Below are 23,091 nucleotides of genomic sequence, written 5' to 3' on the forward strand. Positions count from 1 at the left end.
ACGCCCTACGACACCACGTCCTTGCGCGCGAATCCGCGGAAGGCGAGCGCGAACAGCACCAGCGCGTACGCCATCGACACCGCCGTCCCCTGGATCATGCCGCCCCATTCCGGCTGCGGCTGGATCACGTCAGCCCAGGCGAACTGCCAGTGCGCCGGCAGGAAGTCGCGCCAGTGGCCGAGCGCCGTCACCGCGTCGAGGACATTGCCGACGATGGTCAGGAACACCGCGCCGCCGACCGCGCCCAGCGGGTTGTCCGTCTTGGTCGACAGCCAGAACGCGAGCCCCGCCGTGACCAGTTGGGACAGGAAGACGTACGCGATGACGACGAGCAGCCGCTGGGTCGCCGCGCCCGTGGACAGCGCGCCGCCGGTCGGGATCTCCAGCGGCCCCCAGCCGTACGCGGCCGTGCCGACGCCGAGCGCGACGACGGGGAGCAGCACGATCGCGGCGAGGCTGAGGCCCAGCGCGACCGTCAGCTTGGACCACAGCAGGCGGGCCCGGGGCACCGGCGCGGCCAGCAGATAGCGCAGGCTCGACCAGCTGGCCTCGGAGGCGATGGTGTCGCCGCAGAACAGGGCCACGGGGATGACGAGCAGGAACCCGGCGGACACGAACAGGCAGGTCGCCGCGAAGTTGGCGCCCGACGCGGTGGCCGTGTCCATGAGCGTCACCCGGCCGCTTCTGCCGCCCGGGTCGCCACCGATGGCGAACGCGATGGCCAGCACGAACGGCAGCAGCGCGAGTACGGCCGCCATGGCGAGGGTGCGGCGGCGCTTGATCTGGCGGGCCAGCTCGACGCGGAGGGGGAGGGTGTGGCGGGGGCGGTAGCCGTCCGCGCGCTCCGCTGCCGCGGGGGTGATGGTCATCGGTGGCCTCCGGGGCGTCGGGGTGTGGTCCGTGCGTCGACGGCTGCGGCCCGGCGGGGCTTCTCGCGCAGTTCCCCGCGCCCCTGAAGCCTTGCGCTGCGCGCGGCTTCCCCTGTTGTCGGGTGCGGCTTTCGTCGTGGCTGGTCGCGCCGTTCCCCGCGCCCCTGGGTCGTCTGTAGTCCGCGGGCCGGTGGCCGCTCCTCGCGCCGTTCCCCGCGCCCCTGAGGCATGCGCTGCGCGCAGCCTCTCCTGGGGCGCGGCTCTCCGCCGGAGTACCGCACAGGGCGCGCCTCTCTCGATGAGATGGCGCGCGAAGCGCGCATCTCAGGGGCGCGGGGAACTGCGCGACCAACCACGACGCAACCCGCACCCGACACCACACACCCCGAACACCTCACGACGCACCCCCGATCAACGTGAGGAACGCGTCCTCCAGTCGCCGGTGCGGCCCCACCGACTTCACCGGCACTTCGAGCCGCACCAGATCGGCCAGCAACCGCGCCGCAGGCACCCCGTCGGGCTCGTCCGGGGACGGGGACAGCCGGACCAGGAGGCCGTCGTCGGCGCGGGCCGCCGACTCGACTCCGGGCAGCGCGGCCACCTTGTCGACCACCGGATCGGCGATCTCCCCGGCCAGGCCGACCAGGAGCGTGTCCCCGGAGCCGATGATCCGGTCGACGGGCCCGGCCTGCACCAGCCGGCCCCGGTCCATGACGACCAGGTGGGTGCAGGACTGCTCGACCTCGGCGAGGAGATGGCTGGAGACGATGACGGTGCGGCCACCGCGCGCGTACCGGATCATCACCTCGCGCATCTCGCGGATCTGCGGCGGGTCGAGGCCGTTGGTCGGCTCGTCCAGGATCAGCAGGTCGGGCAGGCCGAGCATGGCCTGCGCGATGGCGAGCCGCTGCCGCATGCCCTGCGAGTACGTGCGCACCGCGCGGGCGAGGGCGTCACCGAGCCCGGCGATCTCCAGTGCCTCTTCGAGGTGGGCGTCCTCGGGCGGGCGGCCGGTGGCGCGCCAGTACAGCTCCAGGTTCTCCCGGCCGGACAGGTGCGGCAGGAAGCCGGCGCCCTCGACGAAGGCGCCCACCCGGGACAGCACCGGGGCACCCGGCCGGATCGCGTGCCCGAAGACGCGGATCTCGCCCGCGTCCGGACCGATCAGGCCCATGAGCATGCGCAGTGTGGTCGTCTTGCCCGCGCCGTTCGGCCCGAGGAGGCCGAGGACCTGGCCCTTCTCGACGCGGAAGGAGAGGTCACGGACGGCGTACCGGTCCGTGGACTTCGCGTACCGCTTGCTCAGGTCCGTGATCTGGAGCGGGACGTCGGCCAGCGCCGGGTCGGGCGCCGGTGCCGTCGTGCGGCGGCGCGCGGTCAGCAGCAGTCCCGCCGCGACGACGGCCGCGCCCAGCGGCAGCCACCACACCCAGCCGGGCAGCGGGGTGCCGGCGGTCCGCACGTCCGGCGCGGTCGGCAGGCTCAGCCCGCCCTTCACGGACACCTGGTACGTGGCGGGCCGGTCCGGCGAGGCGTAGCCCAGGTCGGTCGCGGACAGCACGAGCCGCAGCTTGTGCCCCTTCTGGACCTGGTGGTCGATGGCCGGGAGGGTGATCCGCACGTCCTTGCCGCTGCCGCCGGCGCCCGTCACCTTCACCGGTGCGACCAGCTGGGACGGGAGCACCTCGCGGGCGCCGCCGGGCCCGGCGTCGTAGACCTTCGCGAACAGGACGGCCGTGCCGGTGGAGGACTTGACGTGCGCCGTGACCGTCGGTGATCCGGTGATGCGCACCCCCTTGGACAGCGGCGCCGAGTCGAAGCGCGCGAACTGTCCGGGGAAGTCGAGCGAGACGCCCACCCCGAGCGACGACAGGGAGGCGAGTGAGCCGAGGCCGGGCACCGAGGAGATGGACGGCGGGCCGCCGCCCGGCGGGTTCTGGAACGTCTCCGTGCCGGACTTGAGCGGCACGTCCACCCGCCGCTCGCCGCGCAGCCCCGGATAGCGGTCGCCGCTCGCGCCGCGCAGCGTGGCCGCGCCGTCGGTGGAGTCGACGCCTCCGGAGCGGGTGACGCGGAACGCCGGGCCGGTGTCGACGCCCGGCTCGTCCTTCAGATAACGGTCGAACCAGGACGTCACGCGCCCGGACATCCGGTCGAGCTCCATGTCGCCGCCGTCGTGCCCGCCGTCCAGCCAGTCCACGTCGACCGGGGCGTGATTGGCCTTGATCTGGCGGGCCATGGCGTCGGCCTGCCCGAGCGGGAACAGCGAGTCGGTCTGCCCCTGTGCGATCAGCGTGGGGACCTTGATGCGGTCGCCGAAGGCCGAGGGGCTGCGCTCCTCCAGGAGCTTGCGGGCCGCGGCGTCCGGCTCGCCGGAGACGGCCACCCGCTGGTACATGGCGCACAGCTCGTCCTGGAACCGCCCGCACTTCAGGCCGGCCTCGCTGGTGCGCGAGCCGATGTTCGCCGAGCCGGAGGTGAAGAAGATGCCGGCCCACAGCTTCTTGAACACCCCGTCCGGGAACAGGGCGTCCGCGAGGTTCCAGTACGTGATCTGCGGTGCGATGGCGTCGATCCGCCGGTCGTGGGCGGCCGCGAGCAGGGACACCGCGCCGCCGTAACTGGCGCCGGTCATGCCGACGCGCGGGTCGCCGGTCTTGTCGAGCCGCACCTCGGGGCGCTTCGCCAGCCAGTCGACCAGCCGGGACACGTCGGCGACCTCGCCCTTCGGGTCGTTCAGCCCGATCTTGCCCGTGGACCTGCCGAAGCCGCGCGCCGACCACGTCAGCACCGCGTATCCGTGCCGGGCCAGCTTCTCCGCCTCGCCGCGCACATCGGCCTTGCTGCCACCGAAGCCGTGCGTGAGCAGCACGGCGGGCCGCCGCTCGCCCGCGGGTCCCGTGGTGAAGTACGACGTGTCGATCCGGACGCCGCCGCCCATGGCCATCATCCGGTCCTGCCGGTGCACCGCGGGCGCCGACCCCGACCCCGACGACGCGGCGGCCGTCCAGGTCCCGGCGCCCGCGAGCACCACAAGGGCGGCCGCGGCGGCGATCCACCGCCGCGGCTTTCCGCGTACTCGCTCACGCCATGCGCGCACTCGTAGATCCATGCCTCAACGGTAGGGGTCGCCACTGACAGTTACCGCAGCCCCCGGTCGGAGCCTGATGCCATCCCGGGGTAGTACGGCGCGCCGCTCGCCTACCGCGGACGCGGTACGAACGGGCTCCGCCCCGCCTGCCCGGCCCCTCGGGACCCGAAACAGGGCCCGGCGGACCCGCCGCGTGCCCCGCCCCGCGCACCGCGGCGTGCTACGACTCACGCATGCGCATCACCCGAGCCACCTCGACCGCCCAACTGCACGCGGCGGCCGCCCTGTTCGACGCTCCGCCGCGCGAGGAGTGGGCCGCGGACTTCCTCTCCGCACCGGGCCACCATCTTTTCCTCGCCCAGGTGGACGGGGAGCCGGCCGGTTTCGTCAGCGGGGTCGAGACGCTCCATCCCGACAAGGGCCGCGAGATGTTCCTCTACGAGCTCGCCGTCGCCGAGCCGTACCGGCGCAGGGGCATCGCGCGGGCCCTGGTCCGCACGCTCGCCGACCTGGCGGCCGGCCTCGGCTGCTACGGCATGTGGGTCGGCGTGGACCTCGACAACGACGCGGCGCTCGCCGCGTACCGGAGCGCGGGCGGCACGCAGGAGGAGGCGTGCCGGGTGATCGCCTGGACCTTCGCGGTCCCGGCCGACGGCGCACGGGAGTAGCGCCGAACAACTCTGCAAGCGCTCGCAGACTCCCGTCAAGGGGGCGTTCTGTGAAGGGAATCGGGCGATGGCGCGGGCGCGGGGATCCGTCGTAGCAAGCGCTTGCACGAACCGTTGACGCGGCTGCGAGCGCATGCAAAAGTCCCACCCCAACCCCCCACAGCGCCCCGCCCCCCAACAGTGCCCGATCCCCCCACAGTGGAGGTCCTGATGGGCAATGACGCCCCCTCCCGCCGACCACCGTCCCGCCGCACCGCCCTCACCACGCTGCTCACCGCCGGCCTCGGCACCGCACTCGGCACCGGCCTCACCGGCTGCACCGGAGCGTCCCCCTCCGCCGGCTCCGGCTCCACGGTCACCCTGCGCTACTTCTTCTGGGGCGACAGCGGCCGGGCCGAGCTGATCAACAAGTGCACGGCCGCCTTCGAGCGCGCCCATCCCAAGATCAAGGTCAAGTCCAGCTTCGCCGCGTTCGACTCGTTCTGGCCGAAGCTGAGCACGGCCGCGGCGGGCGGCAATCCGCCCGACGTGATGCACATCGACTACGCGTGGATCCGCACGCTCGGCGAACACGGCGTCCTCGCCGACCTGAACGACCGCACCGGCCCCGGCAAGGAGATCGACGCCTCCACCCTGGTGCCGTCCCTGCGCACGGCGGGCATGGTGGAGGAGCGCCGGGTCGCGCTGCCGCTGTCCCACAACAGCGTGAGCCTGATGTACGACGCCGAGGTCTGGGCGGCCGCCGGGGCGCGGGCGCCCACCGCGCGGATGTCCTGGGACACGTTCATGGAGCAGTCCCTGAAGGTGACCCGGCACAGCGGCCGCAAGCAGTTCGGCATGGACAACCCCGGCCAGAACTACATGGGCGTAGAGCTGTGGATGCGCCAGCACGGCCGGCAGATGTGGACCGAGAAGGGAGAACTCGGCTTCGGACGAGGCGAGTTGGCGCGGTACTTCCGTACGGTCGACGCCTATCGCGCGGACGGCGCGCTGGCCGGACCCGACGTCGTCCTGGAGTCGCTGCCCGGCTACCCCATCACCACCAAGCGCGCCGCGTCCTACCTGGAGTGGGACAACCAGGTCGGCGGCCGCAGCGCCCTGCGCGGCTCGAAGCTGTCGCTGGGCGCGGTCCCCGGCGGCACCGGCCGCTCCGGCCTCTACGCCAAGCCCGGCATGCTGATCAGCGCCGCCGCGAAGAGCCCGTACCTCAGTGAAGCCGCGCAGTTCATCAACTTCATGATCAACGACCGGCAGGTCGCGAAGATCCTCGGCACCAACATCGGGATGCCGCCCACCACGAGCCAGGAGGGCGCCGCCGAGGTCACCGACCCCGCGGTGCTCCAGGTCCAGACGTACGAGAAGCAGATCGCGTCCACGCTCGCCGCGACCCCGCCCCCACCGGCCGACGGCGGCGCCTCCCTCAACGAATACCTGCGCCGCGTCGCCGAGAAGCTGTTCTACGGCCGGATCTCGGCGGACCAGGCGGCCGACCTCTTCTTCGACCAGGCGCAGGTCGTCCTCGCCTGACCGCGACTCCGCATCCCCCGACTCCGCATCCCCCCGACTCCCCTCCCCCGTACGGAGTTCCCCATGGCCGGTACGACGACGACGGACGCGACGGTCCCCCGCGCGCGCCGCGCCGACGCCCCCTCGGGCGGTCGCGCGCCACGGCGCCGCAGGCGCGGCGGCGACCGCTCCGCGTACGTCTTCCTGACTCCGTGGATGATCGGCGCCGCGGCCCTGACCATCGCGCCGATGCTGTTCTCGCTCTACATGTCGTTCACGGACTACAACCTGTTCGACGCGCCGCACTGGATCGGCTTCGACAACTACCGGCGGCTGCTGTTCGACGACCCGGAGGTCCGCGACACCGTCGGGGTCACCCTCCTGTACGTGGTCGTGGCGACGCCGCTGAAGCTGATCGCGGCGCTCGGTGTGGCGCTGCTCCTGCACACCCGCCGCAAGGGCCGCAATTTCTACCGGGCCGCCTTCTACATGCCGTCCCTGATCGGCGCGAGCGTCGGCGCGGCCATCGTGTGGCGGCTGCTGTTCTCCACGGGCAGCGTCGTCGACGGCTTCCTGGGCTTCTTCGGCGTCCACACGGGCGGCTGGATCTCCAACCCCGACTGGTCGCTGATGTCCCTGGTGGCCCTGTCGGTCTGGCAGTTCGGCGCGCCGATGGTCATCTTCCTGGCCGCGCTCCAGCAGATCCCGCGCGATCTGTACGAGGCGGCGGAGCTGGACGGCGCGGGGCCGTGGCGCCGCTTCGTGTCGGTCACCGTCCCGATGCTCTCCCCGGTGATCTTCTTCAATCTGGTGCTGGAGATGGTGCACGCCTTCCAGATGTTCAACTCGGCGTTCGTCCTCTCCAACGGCACCGGCGGCCCGGCGGGCTCCACCCACGTCTACTCGATGTACCTCTACGAACTCGGCTTCAACGACTTCCGGATGGGCTACGCGGCCGCGCTGACCTGGGTGCTGCTGCTGGTCGTCGGCGTGGTGACGGCGGTGCTGTTCAAGACGTCGGGGCGCTGGGTCCACTACGCGGGCGAGGAGAACTGACGTGACGACCCTGCCGACCTTCCGGTCCCGCTCCCTGGCCTGGCACACGGGCTCGATCGCCCTGCTGCTCGTCCTGCTCTATCCGGTGGCGTGGGTGTTCACGTCCTCGGTGAAACCCGCGAACGAGATCATCTCCAGCTTCGACATCCTGCCGTCGACGATCACCTGGAGCGGTTTCGGCAGCGCGCTGGACGGGATCGCCGAGGTGCCCGCCTGGCGGTTCTTCTCCAACTCGCTGGTGCTGTCGCTCGGTTCGGTGCTCGGGAACGTCCTGTCGTGCTCGATCGCCGCGTACGCGTTCGCCCGGCTGCGCTTCCGTGGTCGCGGCCCGATGTTCGCGGTGATGATCGGCACGATCCTGCTGCCCACGCATCTGCTGCTGATCCCGCAGTACACGATGTTCCAGCAGGCGGGTCTGGTCGACACGTACGTGCCGCTGCTGCTCGGCAAGTTCCTGGCGACGGACGCCTTCTTCGTCTTCCTCATGGTCCAGTTCGTGCGGAACCTGCCGCGCAGCCTGGACGAGGCGGCGCTGATCGACGGCTGCGGCCACTTCCGGATCTTCGCGCACATCGTGCTGCCGCTGCTGCGGCCGGCCCTGATCACCACGGCGATCTTCACGTTCATCTGGTCCTGGAACGACTTCTTCGCGCCGCTCATCTATCTCCAGTCGCCGGAGAAGTACCCGCTGCCGCTGGCCCTGCGGCTGTTCGTCGACTCGACCAGCAGCCAGGACTACGGCGCGATGCTGGGCATGTCCGTCCTGTCGCTGCTGCCGGTGATCCTCTTCTTCCTGGCGTTCCAGCGGCTGCTGATCGAGGGCGCGGCGACGTCCGGGATGAAGGGGTGAGGCCCGTGGCGGGTACGGTCCGGCGGCGCGACACCCCGTACGGCGAACGGTTCACGCTCTTCGCCGAGGTGCTGTGGATCGGCCTGCTGGTCACGGTCGGCTCCCTGCTCGTGGTCACGTGGCCCGCGGCGATGGCGGCGGGCTGCGCCGAGATCCGGCGCTGCGTGCCGGACGGGCCGTCGCCGGGGACGGCCCGGCGGTTCGGCGCCTCCTGGCGGGCGGCGCTGCCGGGCGGCGCGGTCACCGGGGCGCTCGGGCTGCTCGCGCTCGTCTTCCTCGCCGCCGATCTGCGGCTCGCGTACGCCGCCGGGGTGCCGGGGTTCGGGGTGGCTGCCGTGGTGGTCGCGGGGGTGGCGGGCGCGGTGGTGGTGTTTCAGCTGCGGGTGGCGGCCGTCTGGTCGGGGACGGGGCGCTGGGTGCGCCGCCTTCCCCGTGATCCGTCCGGTACGTGGATGCTGGCGGGGGCCGTTCTCGTCTCGGGGTTCTGTGTCTGGCAGTTGGTGCTGTTGGCTCCGCTGGTGGCGGGGGTGTTGGCGCTGGCCGCGGTAGCGGTGGACCGGCGCCTTGCTCACCCCCAGGGGCTCCGCCCCGGCCCCCGCTCCTCAAACGCCGGAGGGGCTGGATTCGACGGGGCCGTGGATCGCCCCGACAGGGGCGCGGGGAACTGCGCGGCACCCGCCGACGTGGCCGAACATCAGCCCCCCAGGGGCGCGGGGAACTGCGCGACCAGCCACGACGGCGCCCCGCTCGGCGACCCGACCCCGACCTCGACCCGCGACGGCGCCGAGGTGGCCCCATGACCGGCGGAGCCGTCGGGGCCGAAGAGGTCGCCGCGCAGGCCGGAGTGTCCCCCTCCACCGTGAGCCGGTGCTTCGCCTCGCCGCATCAGGTCCGGCCGGAGACCCGGGCCCGCGTGCTGGCCGTCGCCGAGCGGCTCGGCTACCGCCCCAGCCGGATCGCCCGCTCCCTCGCCCGGGGCCGCACCCACACCCTGGGCCTGATCGTCCCGGACATCGCGAACCCCTTCTTCGCGGTCATCGCCAAGGCGGTGCAGGCCCGCGCCCGCCGCAAGGACTACGCCGTCTTCCTCGCCGACACCGATGAACACCCGGACGACGAGACGGAGTTGGCGCACACCCTGGCGCAGCAGGTGGACGGGCTGCTGCTGGTGTCCCCGCGGATGACCGGCGACCGGCTCGCCGAGATCGTCGCCCGGGTGCCCAGCGTCCTGGTGAACCGGGACGCCGCCGGACTCCCCTCCGTCACCGCCCCCGGCGCCGACGGCCTGCGCCAGGCGGTGGCCCATCTGCACGCACTCGGCCACCGCCACCTGGCGCTGGTCCTGGGCGCCCGCAACTCCTGGTCGAGCGAGCAGCGCGGCCACGCCGTCCGCGACGCGGCCGCACAACTCCACCTGGAGGTGACCGAGTTCGGGCCGCACGAGCCGAAGTTCCGCACCGGCACCCGGGTCGCCGACCTGGCCCTGGCGGCCGGCGCGACAGCGGTGATCGCCCACAACGACCTGATGGCGCTCGGCGTCCTCGCCCGCCTCGCCGAGCGGGGCGTCCGGGTCCCCGACGACGTCAGTGTGATCGGCACCGACGACACCCTGCTCGCCACGGCCTCCAGTCCGGCGCTGACGACGGTCCGCATCCCCCTGGACGCCCTCGGCGAACAGGCCGTCGACCTGATGCTGCGCCGCCTGGAGAGCCCCGACCCGACCCCCGATCGCACGCTCCTGGACAGCGAGTTGATCGTCCGCCGCTCCACCGGCCCGGCCCCCCGAAAGGACGTCCGACCATGACCACCCGACGCGCCGCGATCATCGGCACCGGCCACCGCGCCCAGATGTACACGAAGGCGCTCGCCGCCCGCGCCCACTACGACGTGGCCCTCCTGTCGGACCCCAGCCCGACCCGGACGGCCCACCACAACGGCCTCCTCGCCTCCTTCGGCGCACCACCCGCGGCGACCTGCGCCCCGGACGGATTCGCCGCGGCCCTGCGTACCCACCGCATCGACGAGGTGCTGGTCACCACGGTCGACGCGACGCACCACACGTACATCACGACGGCTTTGGAGGCGGGCTGCCGGGTGGTGACGGAGAAGCCGATGACCACGGACGCGGCGAAGTGCGCGACGATCCTCGACGCCCTCGACCGCACCGGCGGCGAGCTGTCCGTGACGTTCAACTACCGCTACAACCCGGCCCACGAGAAGGTCTGGCAGCTCCTGCACGACGGCGCGATCGGCGAGATCCGCTCGGTGCACTTCGAGTGGCTCCTCGACGTGCGCCACGGCGCCGACTACTTCCGCCGCTGGCACCGCGAGAAGCGGCACAGCGGCGGCCTCCTCGTCCACAAGTCCGGCCACCACTTCGACCTGGTCAACTGGTGGCTCGGCGCGGCCCCGGAGCGCGTCCACGCCGAGGGCGGGCTCGTCTTCTACGGCCGCGACAACGGGACACGCACCGGTCTGCGCCGCGACTACGTCCGCGCGCACGGCTCGGCCGAGGCGGCGGGCGACCCCTTCGCGATCGACCTGGCCGCCGACCCGAACCTCGCCTCCCTCTACACGGCGGCGGAGGAGGCCGGCGACTCCGCCTACGTCCGCGACCGCAATGTCTTCGGCGACGCCATCGACATCGAGGACGACCTGTCGGTCCTGGTCCGCTACGACAGCGGCGCCACGATGACGTACCACCTGACGGCGTACTCCCCCTGGGAGGGCTACCGGGTCATGTTCAACGGCACGGGCGGCCGGCTGGAGCTGGAGGTCGAGGAGAACACCTGGCAGCCGCCGCGCACGACGGCCGGCGCCGAGGGCTCCCACGGCGGCGTGGTGATGGCGAACCCGGGCCGCACCTCGATCCTGCTGCGCCCGCTGTGGGAGGCGCCGCGCGAGATCGGTTACGAGAAGTCGGCCGGCTCCCACGGCGGCGGCGACCTGCGCATGCTGAAGGAGCTGTTCGGGCCGCTGGGCGACGGCTCCGACGACGGGGCCGCACCGGCTGCCGGGAAGGGGGCCACCGCGCGGGACGGCGCGCTGGCGCTGGCCGTCGGGGTGGCCGGAAACGCCTCCCTCGCCTCGGGCGCGCCGGTCGAGACGGCGGCGCTGTGGTGAGGGCCTGACCGTGCGGCGGTGCGGCGGGGTTCAGCCGCGCCGCCGCCCGTCGCGCAGGGACAGCCCGGTGATCGCGCCGCCGACGAGCACCACGGCGCCGACGCCGCCCACGATCCAGGGAACGGGGTTCAGGCCGCCGCCGGAGGCCGGCTCCGGCGGTGCGTCGGGCGGCGGGGCCCGATGGGCCGGGGACGGCTGCCCGGACGTGACGACCGGGACGACGCCGTGCACGGCCTCGGCGGGTGCGGCGGTCCCGGCGAGGACAAGGACGAGGAAGGGACCGGCGACCACCGCCATCGGCCAGGACCGGCGGACCTGCGCGGTGCGGGAAGCCATGGTCGTCCTCTGTGTCACGACTGCGCGGCGGACAGGCGGACCCCGTTGTTCCCGTCCGTCACAGCGACAACAGCGATAACAGCGGCAACTCCCGGCACGCTATCGACGCCGGTCGGCACCCACCAGGCCCCGCCGGTCCCGCGCCACCGATGTGACCGGAAACCGCCCCCGCGCCCGGCGCGCTACGCCTGCGCGTCCTCCGGCAGCGACACCAGCCAGCGTGTCTCGCGGCGCGGCCGCAGGTAGAAGGCCCAGTAGAGCGTCGCGACGGCCGTGATCCCGCCCGTCCACAGCAGGTACGAGACCTCCTGCTCGACGAGGATGTACGCCATCACCGCGATCAGCACCACCGGCACCGCGGGCCACAGCGGCATGCGCCAGGCGGACTGGTGGCGATGGCCGCCGCGCCGGGCCAGCAGCGCGGCGATCGCGACGAGCAGGTACATGCCGGTGACGGAGACGCCGGTGACGCCGTACAGGGTGTCCAGGTTCACGAAGCACAGGGCGGCACCGGGCACGCCGACCACCAGCGTGGCGACCCAGGGCGAGCCGAAGCGGCCCAGCTTGGCCAGGCCCCGGTTGACCGGCTCCGGCCACGCCTTGTCGCGGGCGGAGGCGAAGAGCACGCGGGAGTTCTGGATGACCATGACGATGCCCGCGTTGATGATGGCGAGGGCGACGCAGAGCGAGACGAAGGTGCCGACGGCCGAGTTCGACCAGGCCTCGACCATGCCGCTGATGTTGCCGGAGGTGAGCGCCGCCAGGTCGGGGGCGCCCATCGTGATGGCCGCGACCGGTACGAGGATGATCACCGTGGAGATGGCGAGGGTGGCCAGGACGGTGCGGGCCACGGAGGTGCGGGGGTTCTCCAGTTCCTCGGAGAGGTAGACGGCCGTCGAGAAGCCCTGGGTGACGAAGAGGGCGATCGCGAGCCCGGAGACGACGAGCATCGCCGTGACGGTGTCGGTGTGGCCGCCGTCGCCCGCCACCTGCATCGAGAACAGCGAGCCCGCCCCGCGCTCGGAGTGCGCGAAGCCGAGGACCGCGACGACGGCGGCGGCGATGACCTCAAGGACCAGGAAGACGCCGGTGATCCAGGCGTTGGCGCGCAGGTCGAGCAGTCCGGCGAGAGTGGCCAGGCCCATCACGCCGGCGCCCGCCACGGACGGATCGAGGTGGACCAGCGGGGCCAGGTAGTCGGCGGTGCCCATGGCGATCACCGGGGGCACGATCATCACGACCAGCAGGGAGAGCACGAAGACCAGCCACCCGGCGAGCCGCCCCGCGAGCGTCGTGACCATCGCGTACTCGCCGCCGGCGCTGGGGATCAGGGTGCCCAGCTCCGAGTAGCAGAACGCCACGCCGATGCAGAGCAGCGAGCCGATGGCGATGGTGAGGGCCGTCGCCGTGCCGAGGTCGCCGAAGAGGTCGGGGACGACGACGAAGAGCGTGGAGGCGGGCGTCACGCACGACAGCGTGAGCAGGGTGCCGCCGACGACGCCGATGGAACGCTTGAGCTTCTGAGGGGACGCACCGGGTTCCGGCGCGTCCACGGGGACGGCGGTCGGGCGAAGCGTGTCGGTCATGGAGCGGTTCCGATCGACTCGTACGGCAGCGGGGTCGGGCGGGAGCGCTATCGCCTCCGAAGGCTGAACAGGCGGTGGGGATGGGTTGGTGCGTCGCTCCCGGCGCGTTATCGAACATCGTCGATAACCGGAACGTCAACGGCCGTTTCCCTACGGATTCCGTACGCGCCCCGCACGCGAACCGCCCGCACTTCCTTAGCTGTTCGCAAAGTCCGCCGCCTTCCATGTACCGAAACGGACTGATGACCTTGCTATCGAAGGCACAGGAGCCGACACGCTTCCGTCATCCGATTCATCCCCTCTGTTCGGGAACCGCAGCCCACTCCCCGAAGTTCTTCAGAACTTGTCCGCAGTCCGGACACCCGCGGTGCCCTTGTCGCCGCTTTTGTCCCGCGGCTCGCGCGCGGCGGGCGGTGATGGACGATGGGCGGCATGAAGATTCGCCCCGAGACCCCCGACGACATCCGGACCGTCCACGGCATCAATGAGGCGGCGTTCGACACCGCGGACGAGGCGGACCTGGTGGACGCGCTCCGCCGGGAAGCTGCCGCCAAGGGCGAGCCGCTCGTGTCCCTGGTGGCCGAGGACGACGACGGTGACGTGGTCGGGCACATCCTGTTCAGCCGCTGCCTCATCGGCGCGACCCCGGCCATGTGCCTTGCCCCGATGGCGGTCGAGCCGGGTGCCCAGCGGGGCGGGATCGGCTCCGCCCTGGTCCGCGCCGGGCTGGCCGCGGTGGCGGACGCCGGGGAACGTTTCGTGACCGTGCTGGGGCACCCGGCGTACTACCCGAGGTTCGGCTTCGAGCGTGCCTCCGCGCACGGCGTGACGTGCCCGCTCGACGTACCGGACGAGGCGATGATGGTGGCCGCGGTCGCCGGTGCCCCGGTGCCGCCCGGGATGATCCGGTACGCCGACGCGTTCGGCATCTGAAGCGGCGCGTGCCGAGAGCACGGAAGCCCCCCCGGCCGGGGGGGGGGCTTCCGTTCAGGGTGCCTTCGTGCGCGTACCGGATCAGTGGTTGCGCGGGAAGCCCAGGTCCACGCCCGACGGGGCGTCGGCCGGGTCGGGCCAGCGGGTCGTGACGACCTTGCCGCGGGTGTAGAAGTGCGTGCCGTCGTTGCCGTAGATGTGGTGGTCGCCGAAGAGGCTGTCCTTCCAGCCGCCGAAGCTGTGGTAGCCGACGGGGACCGGGATCGGGACGTTGACGCCGACCATGCCGGCCTCGATCTCCAGCTGGAAGCGGCGGGCGGCGCCGCCGTCGCGGGTGAAGATCGCGGTGCCGTTGCCGAAGGGGGAGGCGTTCATCAGCGCCACGCCCTCCTCGTACGTGTCGACGCGCAGCACGCACAGCACCGGGCCGAAGATCTCGTCCTGGTAGGCCTTGGCGGAGGTCGGGACGCGGTCCAGGAGGCTGAGGCCGACCCAGTGGCCGTTCTCGAAGCCGGGCACGGTGTGGTCGGAGCCGTCGAGGACGACCTCGCAGCCCTCGGCCGCGGCGCCCTTCACGTAGGACGCCACCTTGTCGCGGTGGGCGGCCGTGATGAGCGGGCCCATCTCGGACTCCGGGTCGTTGCCGGGGCCGATCTTGATCTTCTCGGCGCGGTCCTTGATCTTGGCGACCAGCTCGTCGCCGATCGCGCCGACCGCCACGACCGCGGAGATCGCCATGCAGCGCTCGCCCGCCGAGCCGTACGCGGCCGAGACGGCGGCGTCGGCCGCGGCGTCCAGGTCGGCGTCGGGCAGCACCAGCATGTGGTTCTTGGCGCCGCCGAGCGCCTGTACGCGCTTGCCGTTGGCGGACGCGGTGCGGTGGATGTGGCGGGCGATCGGCGTCGAGCCGACGAAGGAGACGGCGGCGACGTCCGGGTGCTCCAGGAGACGGTCGACGGCCACCTTGTCGCCGTGCACGACGTTGAACACACCGTCGGGCAGCCCCGCCTCGGCGAGCAGCTCCGCGATCTTGACCGCGGCCGACGGGTCCTTCTCCGACGGCTTCAGGACGAAGGTGTTGCCGCACGCGATGGCGATCGGGAACATCCACATCGGGACCATCGCCGGGAAGTTGAACGGCGTGATGCCCGCCACCACACCGAGCGGCTGGCGGATCGAGGAGACGTCGACGCGGCTGGCGACCTGCATCGACAGCTCGCCCTTCAGCTGGACGTTGATGCCGCAGGCCAGGTCCACGATCTCCAGGCCGCGGGCCACCTCGCCGAGCGCGTCCGAGTGCACCTTGCCGTGCTCGGCGGTGATCAGCTCGGCGATCGCGTCGCGGTTGGCGTCGAGCAGCGCGCGGAAGCGGAACAGGATCTCGGTGCGCTTGGCCAGCGAGGACTGGCCCCAGCTCGCGAATGCCCCCTTGGCCGCCGCGACCGCCGCGTCCACCTCGTCGGCCGAGGCGAAGTCGACCCGGGTCGTCACGGCACCCGTCGCCGGGTCGGTGACCGGACCGTGCTGGCCGGACACGCCCTCGACGGTCTTGCCGCCGATCCAGTGGTGGACGGTCTTGGCAACGCTGTCAGTCATGGGGCAACTCCTGTGGTGTCTCAGAGGTGGCGGCGTCGAGCGGTGACGTGCCGGTCGTACTCCTCGCGGGCCTTGACGGTCGACGGGCGGTCGGACGTCTCGGCCACGGGCACATCCCACCACGCCTGCGCGGGAGGCGGGCCCGACACTGTGTCTGCCGTTTCGGTCTCGACGTAGACACATGTGGGCCGGGTCGCGGCGCGGGTCGCGGCGAGCGCCTCGCGCAGGTCCCTGACGGTCTTCGCGCGGTGTACGTCCATGCCGAGGCTGGCCGCGTTGGCGGCGAGGTCGACGGGGAGCGGGGCGCCGGAGTACGGCCCCTCCGGGCCCGGATACCGGTACTGGGTGCCGAAGCCCTCCGCGCCGACGGACGCGGACAGGCCGCCGATCGAGGCGTACCCGTGGTTCTGGAGGATGACGACCTTGACCGGGATGTTCCCCTGGACCGCGGTGACCAGTTCGGTCGGCATCATCAGATACGTGCCGTCGCCGACCAGCGCCCAGACCGGGCGGCCGGGCGCGGCGAGGGCGACACCGAGGGCGGCCGGGATCTCGTAGCCCATGCAGGAGTAGCCGTACTCGACGTGGTACTGGTCGCGGGAGCGGGTGCGCCACAGTTTGTGCAGGTCGCCGGGGAGGGAGCCGGCGGCGTTGACGAGGATGTCGTCGCCGGTCACCAGCTCGTCGAGCAGGCCGAGCACCTGGGTCTGGGTCGGGCGGACGAGGTCGTCGTCGGCGGTGTAGCAGGCGTCGACGCGGTGCTCCCAGCGCTCCTTGTCCTCCGTGTACGCGGTGATCTGGGCCTGTGGGGCGCGCAGGCTCTTCCCGGTCGCCCGGTGCAGCGCGGTCAGGCCCTCGCGGGCGTCGGCGACCAGCGGCAGCGCGGACAGTTTGTGCGCGTCGAAGGCGGCGATGTTCAGGTTCAGGAAGCGGACGTCCGGGTGGGCGAAGAGGGTGGCCGAGGCCGTGGTGAAGTCCGTGTAGCGGGTGCCGACACCGAGGACGAGGTCGGCGGTGCGGGCCAGTTCGTTCGCGGTCGCGGTGCCGGTGTGGCCGATGCCGCCGACGTCGGCCGGGTGGTCGTACCGGAGGGCTCCCTTGCCCGCCTGGGTGGACGCGACGGGGATGCGGGTCGCCTCGGCGAAGGCGGCGAGGGCGTCCTCAGCGCCGCTGTGGTGGACGCCGCCGCCCGCGACGATCAGCGGACGCTCGGCCGCCGTCAACGCCTGTACGGCGGCGGCCAGTTCGGCGCGGTCGGGGCCCGGGCGGCGGACGGTCCAGACCCGCTCCGCGAAGAAGTCCTGCGGCCAGTCGTACGCCTCCGCCTGGACGTCCTGGGGCAGGGCGAGGGTGACGGCGCCCGTGTCGACGGGGTCGCTGAGGACCCGCATCGCCTGGAGCGCGGCCGGGATCAGCTGCTCGGGGCGGGTGATCCGGTCGAAGTACTTCGACACCGGGCGCAGACAGTCGTTGACCGACACATCGCCCGCGTACGGGACCTCGAGCTGCTGGAGCACCGGGTCGGCGGGGCGGGCGGCGAACACGTCGCCGGGGAGGAGGAGCACGGGGAGGTGGTTGATCGTGGCGAGGGCGGCGCCGGTGACGAGGTTGGTGGCGCCCGGGCCGATGGAGGTGGTGACCGCGTGTGCCGACAGCCGGTCGCGCTGGCGGGCGTAGCCGACCGCCGCGTGCACCATCGCCTGTTCGTTGCGGCCCTGGTGGAACGGCAGGTCGTCGGCGTACTGGAGCAGCGCCTGGCCGATCCCCGCCACGTTGCCGTGCCCGAAGATGCCCCAGGCGCCGGTGATCAGGCGCTGCCGGGTGCCGTCGCGCTCCGTGTACTGGCGGGAGAGGAAGCGGACGAGGGCCTGCGCGGTCGTGAGCCGCGTCGTCGGCGTCTCTTTCGGCGTCGGATCGGTCATCGGTATCCCTCCGTCGCGTGGTCGGGGTGGAAGCAGATCTTCCACTCCCGCTCCTCCCCGGGCCCCGCCATCACGTTCAGGTAGTACATGGGATGACCCGGCTGGGCGATCGACGGGCCGTGCCAGCCGTCCGGGACCAGGACGGCGTCCCCGGTGCGGACCTCGGCGAGCAGGTCGGTGCCGCCGGGGCGGGACGGCGACACCCGGTGGTAGCCGTAGCCGTGCGGGCCCTCGATCTCGAAGTAGTAGATCTCCTCCAGCTCCGACTCCTCGCCCGGGCGGTGCTCGTCGTGCTTGTGGGGCGGGTACGAGGACCAGTTGCCGCCCGGCGTGATCACCTCCACGGCGATGAGCTGGTCGCAGTCGAAGGTGTGGGCGGCGGCGAAGTTGCGGACCTGGCGGGCGCTGGTGCCGCTGCCCCGGTCCTCGACGGGTACCTCCGGCGCGGGGCCGTAGCGGACGGGGAGTCGTCGTCCGCACTTCGCTCCTGCCAGGGCGAAGCGGCCTCCCGCGCCGGAGGCGATCTCTGCGCGGGTGTCGCGCGGGACGTAGGCGAAGTCGCTCGTACCGCTGAACACGCTGTCCCTGCCGCGCAGTTCGATGATCCGCTCCGGAGTGCGGACGGAGCAACCGCCGGACAGCGGCAGCACGATCCATTCACTCTCGCCGGTGTCGAAGGCGTGCCGCTGTCCGGGCTCCAGTTCGACGATGCGCAGGCCCGCGCGGGACCAGGGCGCCTTGCCCGGGATGCGGTCGGGGTCGACGTGCAGGACGTACGGGCCGTCGGCCGCGCTGCCCCTGGGGAGGTAGGTCATTCCTCCACTCTCCTCTCTACAGCAGTCCGACGGCCGTATCGACCGCCGCCGCGACGTCGCCGTCCGGCGGGTACAGCAGCGAGCGGCCGACCACCAGGCCCTGCACCGTGGGGAGTCGGAGCGCCGAGCGCCATTTCTCGTACGTGGCGTCCTGGTCGCCGTCCTTGATGTCGCCGCCGAGCAGCACCGCCGGGAGGGTGGAGGTCTCCATGACGCGGGCCATGGTGTCGGGATCGTCGACGACGGGGACCTTCAGCCAGGTGTAGGCGGAGGTGCCGCCGAGTCCGGAGGCGACGGCGATGGAACGGGTGACGGCGTCGGCCCTCAGGTCGTTGCGGAGTGCGCCGGTGGCGGGGTCGCGGTGGGAGACGAACGGTTCGACGAACACGGGGAGGCGGCGCTCGGCCATCGCGTCGACGGCGCGGGCCGCTGCCTCCAGGGTCCGTACGGAGCCGTCACCGGGTTCGTCGTAGCCGATGCGCAGGAGGAGCTTGCCCGCGTCGAAGCGGCGGTCGTCCAGGTCCTGCGGGCGGTAGCCGGTGAAGCGGTCGTCGAGTTCGAAGGCGGCGCCGGCGAGTCCGCCGCGGTTCATGGAGCCGATGACGACCTTGTTCTCCAGGGCGCCGAGCAGGAGGAGGTCGTCGAGTACGTCGGCGGAGGCGAGGACGCCGTCCACGCCGGGGCGGGACAGGGCTACCTGGAGCCGTTCCAGGAGGTTCGCCCGGGCGGCCATGGCGTGGGGGTGGTCGCCTGCCGCGAGGGCTCCGCGGGCCGGGTGGTCGGCGGCGATGATCATTAGGCGGGTGTTCGGTGCGGGGAGGATTTTGCGGCGGGTTCTTTGGGCTGCGGCCTCTTGGACGGCTTCGGGGTGCTCGGCCCGGAGCCGGGCCAAGGTGCGGGGGTCTGTCGTGCGGGCCACCGGGCCCACCCCCACGGGGCTCCGCCCCGGACCCCGCTCCTCAATCGCCGGAGGGGCTTGATTGGGGTCAGCGGGGGCGCGGTCGTGGGTCGACGGGACTCGGCCCTCGTGGAGGGCTGCCTGCACCTCCTCCGGCAGAGGCATCGCCGATGAGCACTCGAGCCGGGACGCCACGATCGCCCCGGCCGCGTTCGCGTACCGCATCACGCGTTCCAGGTCCCAGCCGGACAGCAGCCCGTGGCACAGGGCGCCGCCGAACGCGTCACCGGCGCCGAGGCCGTTGAGGACGTCGACGGGGAGGGGCGGGACCTCCGCCGACCGCCCGTCGGAGGTCATCGCCAGGACACCGCGCGGACCCTGCTTCACGACCGCGAGCCGCACTCCGTACGAGAGCAACGCCCGCGCGGCGGCGACCGGTTCACGCTCCCCCGTCGCGATCTCGACCTCGTCGACGTTGCCGACGGCGACCGTCGTGTGCCGCAGTGCCTGACGGTAGAAGGGCCGCGCGGCCTCCGGCTCGGACCAGAACATCGGGCGCCAGTCGAGGTCGAACACGGTGTGCCCGCCGCGCGCCCGGTGGGCCAGCGCCGCGAGCGTCGCCTCCCGGCTGGGCTCGGCGCTCAGGCCCGTACCGGTCATCCAGAAGATCCGGGCGGCGCCGATCGCGTCCAGGTCGAGGTCGGCGGCCTCGATCTGCAGGTCCGGCGCCGAGGGCCGCCGGTAGAAGTAGAGCGGGAAGTCGTCCGGCGGGAAGATCTCGCAGAAGGTGACGGGGGTGGGCAGCCCGTCGACGGGGGTCACCCAGCGCTCGTCGACCCCGAACTCCCGCAGCTGGGAACGGAGATAGTCGCCGAAGGGATCGCGCCCGGTCCGGCTGATCGTGGCGGCGCGGAGCCCGAGCCGCGCCGCGGCGACCGCGACGTTGGTCGAGGAGCCGCCGAGGAACTTGCCGAACGACGACACGTCCGCGAGGCCCACACCCGCCTGCAACGGGTACAGGTCGACCCCGATCCGCCCCATCGTGATCAGGTCGAACTCATCGCGGGCCATGCAGGATCCCTTCGACAGCGGTCGGTAGCACCGGTCTAGCCGTGCCTCACCCGCCTGTCAACATTTTGTCCTGACATTCGGACGAACACTTGACACGCTTCGCGGGGCGCCGAAGGCTGGCCCCATGGCGACCCAGACAAGCCCGACATCACGCCCCTCGCGCATCCGCGTCGGTTCGGCGCCCGACTCCTGGGGCGTCTGGTTCCCCGACGACCCGCGCCAAATCCCCTGGCAGCGCTTCCTCGACGAGGTCGCCGAGGCGGGGTACGAGTGGATCGAGCTGGGCCCGTACGGGTATCTGCCGAGCGATCCGCGCACGCTCGCCGAGGAGACCGGGCGGCGCGGGCTGAAGGTCTCGGCCGGCACCGTCTTCACGGGGCTGCACCACGGCCCGGCCGTGTGGGAGAAGACCTGGGAGCACGTGGCGTCCATCGCCGCGCTCACCCGGGACATGGGCGCCGGGCACCTCGTCGTCATCCCGTCCTTCTGGCGCGACGACAAGACCGGACAGGTGATCGAGGACGCCACGCTCACCGCCGAGCAGTGGGGCCAGCTCGCCGCCCAGACGGAGCGGCTCGCGCGCGAGGTCGGCGACCGGTACGGGCTGCGCGTCGCCGTCCACCCGCACGCCGACACCCACATCGACACCGAGGAGAACGTCACCCGTTTCCTCGACGCCACCGACCCGGACCTGGTGTCGCTGTGCCTGGACACCGGGCACTACGCGTACTGCGGCGGCGACAGCGTCAAGCTGATCGAGACGTACGGGGAGCGCATCGGCTATCTGCACCTCAAGCAGGTCGATCCGGCCGTTCTCGCGGAGGTGCGCGCCGAGGGCACCCCCTTCGGCCCCGCCGTCGCCCAGGGCGTGATGGTCGAACCGCCGCGCGGTGTACCGGAGTTGGAGCCGGTGCTCGCGGCGGCCGCGCGCCTCGACGTCGATCTCTTCGCGATCGTCGAGCAGGACATGTACCCGTGCGATCCGGACCGGCCACTGCCGATCGCGCGGCGCACCAGGGGCTATCTGAGGTCGTGCGGCGTGTAGCACCATCGGCGGATGAGTCCACGAGCTCCGCGCGCCCCGAGACCCGCGCGCCCCTCCGTCCGCCCCGTGCGATCCCCCGACGGCACCTGGGAGGCGGCACAGGCCCACCCGCACGCGAGCCTGCGCCCCGGCGTCATCGGCTACCGCGGTTTCCGGCTCGCCTTCCCCGGGCCACGCGCCCGCCTGGAGGCGCCGATCGGCGCGGTGACGCTGATGCTGGGGTTCGAGGGCACTGTCCGGGTCACCGAGGCGACCGGCGGCTGGGTCGGCGTCGGCGGCGCGCGGGAGGCGGACGGCGCCCGGCCGGCCGGGCTGCGCACGGTCGAGTTCTCGTCGGTCCTGTCCGGACTGACGACGATGCCGGTCCTCGGCGAGCACGACGGCCGGCTCGCGGGGGTGGAGGTGCTGCTGACCCCGTGGGCCGCCTTCACGATGTTCGGCACGCCGCTGCACGAGCTGTCCGGCTGGCGGGTCGACCCGGACACACTGGGAGCGCTCCCGGCTCTCGGGGTGGAGGAACTCTCGTACGAGCTGGGGCGGTTGTCGTCCTGGCGGGCCCGGTTCGGGCTGCTCGACGAGACGCTGGGTCGCTGGCTGAGCGCGGGGCCGCGCCCCGCGAGCGGCACCGTGCGGGCCTGGTACGCGCTCGCGCACAGCGGCGGCGCCACTCCGGTGAGCCGGATCGCCGGCCATGTCGGCTGGAGCGTACGGCACTTGGAGAACCGGTTCCGGGAGCAGATCGGCCTCAGCCCGAAGGCCGCGGCCCGGGTGCTGCGGCTCCAGCGCGCCCGGCGGCTGCTGTGCGCCGGGTCCAGCCAGGTCGAGACCGCGGCGGCCTGCGGCTACTACGACCAGGCCCATCTGAGCGGCGAGTTCAAGGCGATGACCGGCTGCACCCCGCGCGCGTTCTTCCTCGCCCGCGGGGTCCATGTCGACGCGGGCGGACCGCCGGCCACCGACCGGCTCGCCGGGGAGGCGACGAGCCTGGTCCTGCGACACGGCCCGCGCACCGGCGGTGCGGCTTTGTCCAAGACCGCCGGTCGCCTCTGAGGCACCCTTGTCCCTTCGGGCCGCTTGGCCGGGGGATGCGGGGAACGGTGGGCCGGGTCCGGTGTACGGGGGTGCCCCCTGCTCGGACATGGGTGCGAGCCGGGGACGGGCCCGGCCCGCCGGGCATCCGCTCCTCCCCGCTCAGCGCCGGTGCATGCGCTCTTTCAGCGCCCCCTTTGCATCACTCACGTCACAAACGCCCCTTTACTGTCACGCTTGTCCGCCCTACGCGGGTTCTGCGTCACAGGCGTCCCACAGCCCCTCCCCGGTCCTCCGTGCCCGTCGTTCTCCGGGCACAAGGTGAGTGATCACCGGCGGCCACCCCCGAGCCGCCGGGCGACACCCGCCAGGGAGGAGCCACTGATGGCCGACCGCAGGCTCTGGTCGTACAAGGAGATCGCCGCGCACATCCGCGTGCAGCCCGACACCGTGCGCTCGTACCGCAAGCACGGTCTGCTGCCCGCGCCGGACCACGTCGAGAGCGGCAAGCCCTACTGGTACGGCGACACGGTCCGCGCGTGGGTGGCCGCCCGCCCGGGCAACCGCGGCCGCTCCACGGACTGACCGCTCCCCTGCCCCCTCTAGGGCCTGTCCGGCGGATCAGGTCGCAGCCGGGCGGCCCGCGCATTTCTGTGCTGGTGAGCGGGGTCTGGTGCGTCGAGATGCAAGGCGGAGG

The 23,091-nt window shown here is 72.5% G+C and carries 18 protein-coding genes and 1 pseudogene; 11 read left to right on the plus strand and 8 right to left on the minus strand.

The window, feature by feature from the left end; all coding sequences use genetic code 11:
- Window positions 1-5: 5 nt before the first annotated feature.
- Both ABZ930_RS06050 and ABZ930_RS06055 read right to left on the minus strand, forming a co-directional pair.
- Window positions 6-869 (minus strand): ABC transporter permease, encoded by an 864-nt coding sequence (locus ABZ930_RS06050; RefSeq protein ID WP_361542160.1) that lies wholly within the window; start codon window positions 867-869, stop codon window positions 6-8.
- 394 nt (window positions 870-1,263) lie between these two features.
- Window positions 1,264-3,981, minus strand: coding sequence for an alpha/beta fold hydrolase (locus ABZ930_RS06055; protein WP_361542163.1), 2,718 nt, complete (start codon window positions 3,979-3,981; stop codon window positions 1,264-1,266).
- Between the two features lie 212 nt (window positions 3,982-4,193).
- On the opposite strand from ABZ930_RS06055, the gene ABZ930_RS06060 reads away from it, so the two are divergent.
- The 7 genes from ABZ930_RS06060 (at window position 4,194) to ABZ930_RS06090 (ending at window position 11,163) form a co-directional block, all read left to right on the plus strand.
- On the plus strand, window positions 4,194-4,628 hold the full coding sequence (locus ABZ930_RS06060) for a GNAT family N-acetyltransferase (protein ID WP_361542166.1): 435 nt from the start codon (window positions 4,194-4,196) through the stop codon (window positions 4,626-4,628).
- A 210-nt stretch (window positions 4,629-4,838) separates the two neighbouring features.
- Window positions 4,839-6,155, plus strand: coding sequence for an ABC transporter substrate-binding protein (locus ABZ930_RS06065; RefSeq protein WP_361542169.1), 1,317 nt, complete (start codon window positions 4,839-4,841; stop codon window positions 6,153-6,155).
- 63 nt (window positions 6,156-6,218) lie between these two features.
- Complete coding sequence (locus ABZ930_RS06070) at window positions 6,219-7,190, plus strand: sugar ABC transporter permease (RefSeq protein ID WP_361542172.1); 972 nt, start codon at window positions 6,219-6,221, stop codon at window positions 7,188-7,190.
- Window position 7,191: 1 nt separating this feature from the next.
- The gene (locus ABZ930_RS06075) at window positions 7,192-8,040 is read left to right on the plus strand and encodes a carbohydrate ABC transporter permease (protein WP_361542175.1); all 849 of its coding nucleotides are present in this window, start codon (window positions 7,192-7,194) and stop codon (window positions 8,038-8,040) included.
- 5 nt (window positions 8,041-8,045) lie between these two features.
- A complete protein-coding gene (locus ABZ930_RS06080) occupies window positions 8,046-8,840 on the plus strand; it encodes a hypothetical protein (protein WP_361542178.1) in 795 nt (264 codons plus the stop codon).
- Complete coding sequence (locus ABZ930_RS06085) at window positions 8,837-9,844, plus strand: LacI family DNA-binding transcriptional regulator (RefSeq protein WP_361542181.1); 1,008 nt, start codon at window positions 8,837-8,839, stop codon at window positions 9,842-9,844. The genes ABZ930_RS06080 and ABZ930_RS06085 overlap by 4 nt, the downstream gene beginning before the upstream one ends.
- Window positions 9,841-11,163: a Gfo/Idh/MocA family oxidoreductase gene (locus tag ABZ930_RS06090; RefSeq protein ID WP_361542185.1), complete on the plus strand. Its 1,323-nt coding sequence runs from the start codon at window positions 9,841-9,843 to the stop codon at window positions 11,161-11,163. Before ABZ930_RS06085 ends, ABZ930_RS06090 begins: the two co-directional genes overlap by 4 nt.
- A gap of 30 nt (window positions 11,164-11,193) precedes the next feature.
- Here ABZ930_RS06090 and ABZ930_RS06095 read toward each other — a convergent pair whose 3' ends face one another.
- A complete protein-coding gene (locus ABZ930_RS06095) occupies window positions 11,194-11,499 on the minus strand; it encodes a hypothetical protein (protein ID WP_361542188.1) in 306 nt (101 codons plus the stop codon).
- Between the two features lie 182 nt (window positions 11,500-11,681).
- Window positions 11,682-13,085: an APC family permease gene (locus ABZ930_RS06100; RefSeq protein WP_361542191.1), complete on the minus strand. Its 1,404-nt coding sequence runs from the start codon at window positions 13,083-13,085 to the stop codon at window positions 11,682-11,684.
- 432 nt (window positions 13,086-13,517) lie between these two features.
- Between ABZ930_RS06100 and ABZ930_RS06105 the strand changes: the two genes are divergently transcribed.
- Window positions 13,518-14,018: an N-acetyltransferase gene (locus ABZ930_RS06105; protein WP_361542194.1), complete on the plus strand. Its 501-nt coding sequence runs from the start codon at window positions 13,518-13,520 to the stop codon at window positions 14,016-14,018.
- Between the two features lie 81 nt (window positions 14,019-14,099).
- Here the strand turns inward: ABZ930_RS06105 and mmsA are convergent, their stop codons facing one another.
- From mmsA to iolC, 4 genes and pseudogenes are all read right to left on the minus strand, one after another.
- Entirely contained in the window at window positions 14,100-15,614 is a 1,515-nt protein-coding gene (gene mmsA / locus ABZ930_RS06110) for a CoA-acylating methylmalonate-semialdehyde dehydrogenase (RefSeq protein ID WP_361542197.1), read from the minus strand.
- Window positions 15,615-15,634: 20 nt separating this feature from the next.
- Window positions 15,635-17,536: a 3D-(3,5/4)-trihydroxycyclohexane-1,2-dione acylhydrolase (decyclizing) gene (gene iolD / locus ABZ930_RS06115; RefSeq protein ID WP_361542200.1), complete on the minus strand. Its 1,902-nt coding sequence runs from the start codon at window positions 17,534-17,536 to the stop codon at window positions 15,635-15,637.
- Window positions 17,533-18,351 (minus strand): 5-deoxy-glucuronate isomerase, encoded by an 819-nt coding sequence (iolB, locus tag ABZ930_RS06120; RefSeq protein ID WP_361542203.1) that lies wholly within the window; start codon window positions 18,349-18,351, stop codon window positions 17,533-17,535. Before iolB ends, iolD begins: the two co-directional genes overlap by 4 nt.
- A gap of 1,030 nt (window positions 18,352-19,381) precedes the next feature.
- Window positions 19,382-20,320, minus strand: a pseudogene (gene iolC, locus ABZ930_RS06125) (5-dehydro-2-deoxygluconokinase); the annotation flags it as partial.
- Window positions 20,321-20,444: 124 nt separating this feature from the next.
- Here iolC and ABZ930_RS06130 point away from each other — a divergent pair.
- The 3 genes from ABZ930_RS06130 (at window position 20,445) to ABZ930_RS06140 (ending at window position 22,979) form a co-directional block, all read left to right on the plus strand.
- Entirely contained in the window at window positions 20,445-21,365 is a 921-nt protein-coding gene (locus tag ABZ930_RS06130) for a sugar phosphate isomerase/epimerase (protein ID WP_361542206.1), read from the plus strand.
- A 66-nt stretch (window positions 21,366-21,431) separates the two neighbouring features.
- Entirely contained in the window at window positions 21,432-22,415 is a 984-nt protein-coding gene (locus ABZ930_RS06135) for a helix-turn-helix domain-containing protein (RefSeq protein ID WP_361542209.1), read from the plus strand.
- A gap of 363 nt (window positions 22,416-22,778) precedes the next feature.
- Window positions 22,779-22,979: a MerR family transcriptional regulator gene (locus tag ABZ930_RS06140; protein WP_361542212.1), complete on the plus strand. Its 201-nt coding sequence runs from the start codon at window positions 22,779-22,781 to the stop codon at window positions 22,977-22,979.
- The last annotated feature ends 112 nt before the right edge of the window (window positions 22,980-23,091 follow it).

Source organism: Streptomyces sp. NPDC046716, assembly GCF_040645755.1.
GTDB lineage: Bacteria > Actinomycetota > Actinomycetes > Streptomycetales > Streptomycetaceae > Streptomyces.

Bases quoted from the DNA above. Each gene is read 5' to 3' on its own strand.
- ABZ930_RS06140 (WP_361542212.1), top strand. From the start codon at position 22,779: ATGGCCGACCGCAGGCTCTGGTCGTACAAGGAGATCGCCGCGCACATC.
- mmsA (WP_361542197.1), bottom strand. From the start codon at position 15,614: ATGACTGACAGCGTTGCCAAGACCGTCCACCACTGGATCGGCGGCAAG.
- iolD (WP_361542200.1), bottom strand. From the start codon at position 17,536: ATGACCGATCCGACGCCGAAAGAGACGCCGACGACGCGGCTCACGACC.
- ABZ930_RS06095 (WP_361542188.1), bottom strand. From the start codon at position 11,499: ATGGCTTCCCGCACCGCGCAGGTCCGCCGGTCCTGGCCGATGGCGGTG.
- ABZ930_RS06090 (WP_361542185.1), top strand. From the start codon at position 9,841: ATGACCACCCGACGCGCCGCGATCATCGGCACCGGCCACCGCGCCCAG.
- ABZ930_RS06105 (WP_361542194.1), top strand. From the start codon at position 13,518: ATGAAGATTCGCCCCGAGACCCCCGACGACATCCGGACCGTCCACGGC.
- ABZ930_RS06065 (WP_361542169.1), top strand. From the start codon at position 4,839: ATGGGCAATGACGCCCCCTCCCGCCGACCACCGTCCCGCCGCACCGCC.
- ABZ930_RS06055 (WP_361542163.1), bottom strand. From the start codon at position 3,981: ATGGATCTACGAGTGCGCGCATGGCGTGAGCGAGTACGCGGAAAGCCG.
- ABZ930_RS06050 (WP_361542160.1), bottom strand. From the start codon at position 869: ATGACCATCACCCCCGCGGCAGCGGAGCGCGCGGACGGCTACCGCCCC.
- ABZ930_RS06100 (WP_361542191.1), bottom strand. From the start codon at position 13,085: ATGACCGACACGCTTCGCCCGACCGCCGTCCCCGTGGACGCGCCGGAA.
- ABZ930_RS06060 (WP_361542166.1), top strand. From the start codon at position 4,194: ATGCGCATCACCCGAGCCACCTCGACCGCCCAACTGCACGCGGCGGCC.
- ABZ930_RS06070 (WP_361542172.1), top strand. From the start codon at position 6,219: ATGGCCGGTACGACGACGACGGACGCGACGGTCCCCCGCGCGCGCCGC.
- iolB (WP_361542203.1), bottom strand. From the start codon at position 18,351: ATGACCTACCTCCCCAGGGGCAGCGCGGCCGACGGCCCGTACGTCCTG.
- ABZ930_RS06085 (WP_361542181.1), top strand. From the start codon at position 8,837: ATGACCGGCGGAGCCGTCGGGGCCGAAGAGGTCGCCGCGCAGGCCGGA.
- ABZ930_RS06130 (WP_361542206.1), top strand. From the start codon at position 20,445: ATGGCGACCCAGACAAGCCCGACATCACGCCCCTCGCGCATCCGCGTC.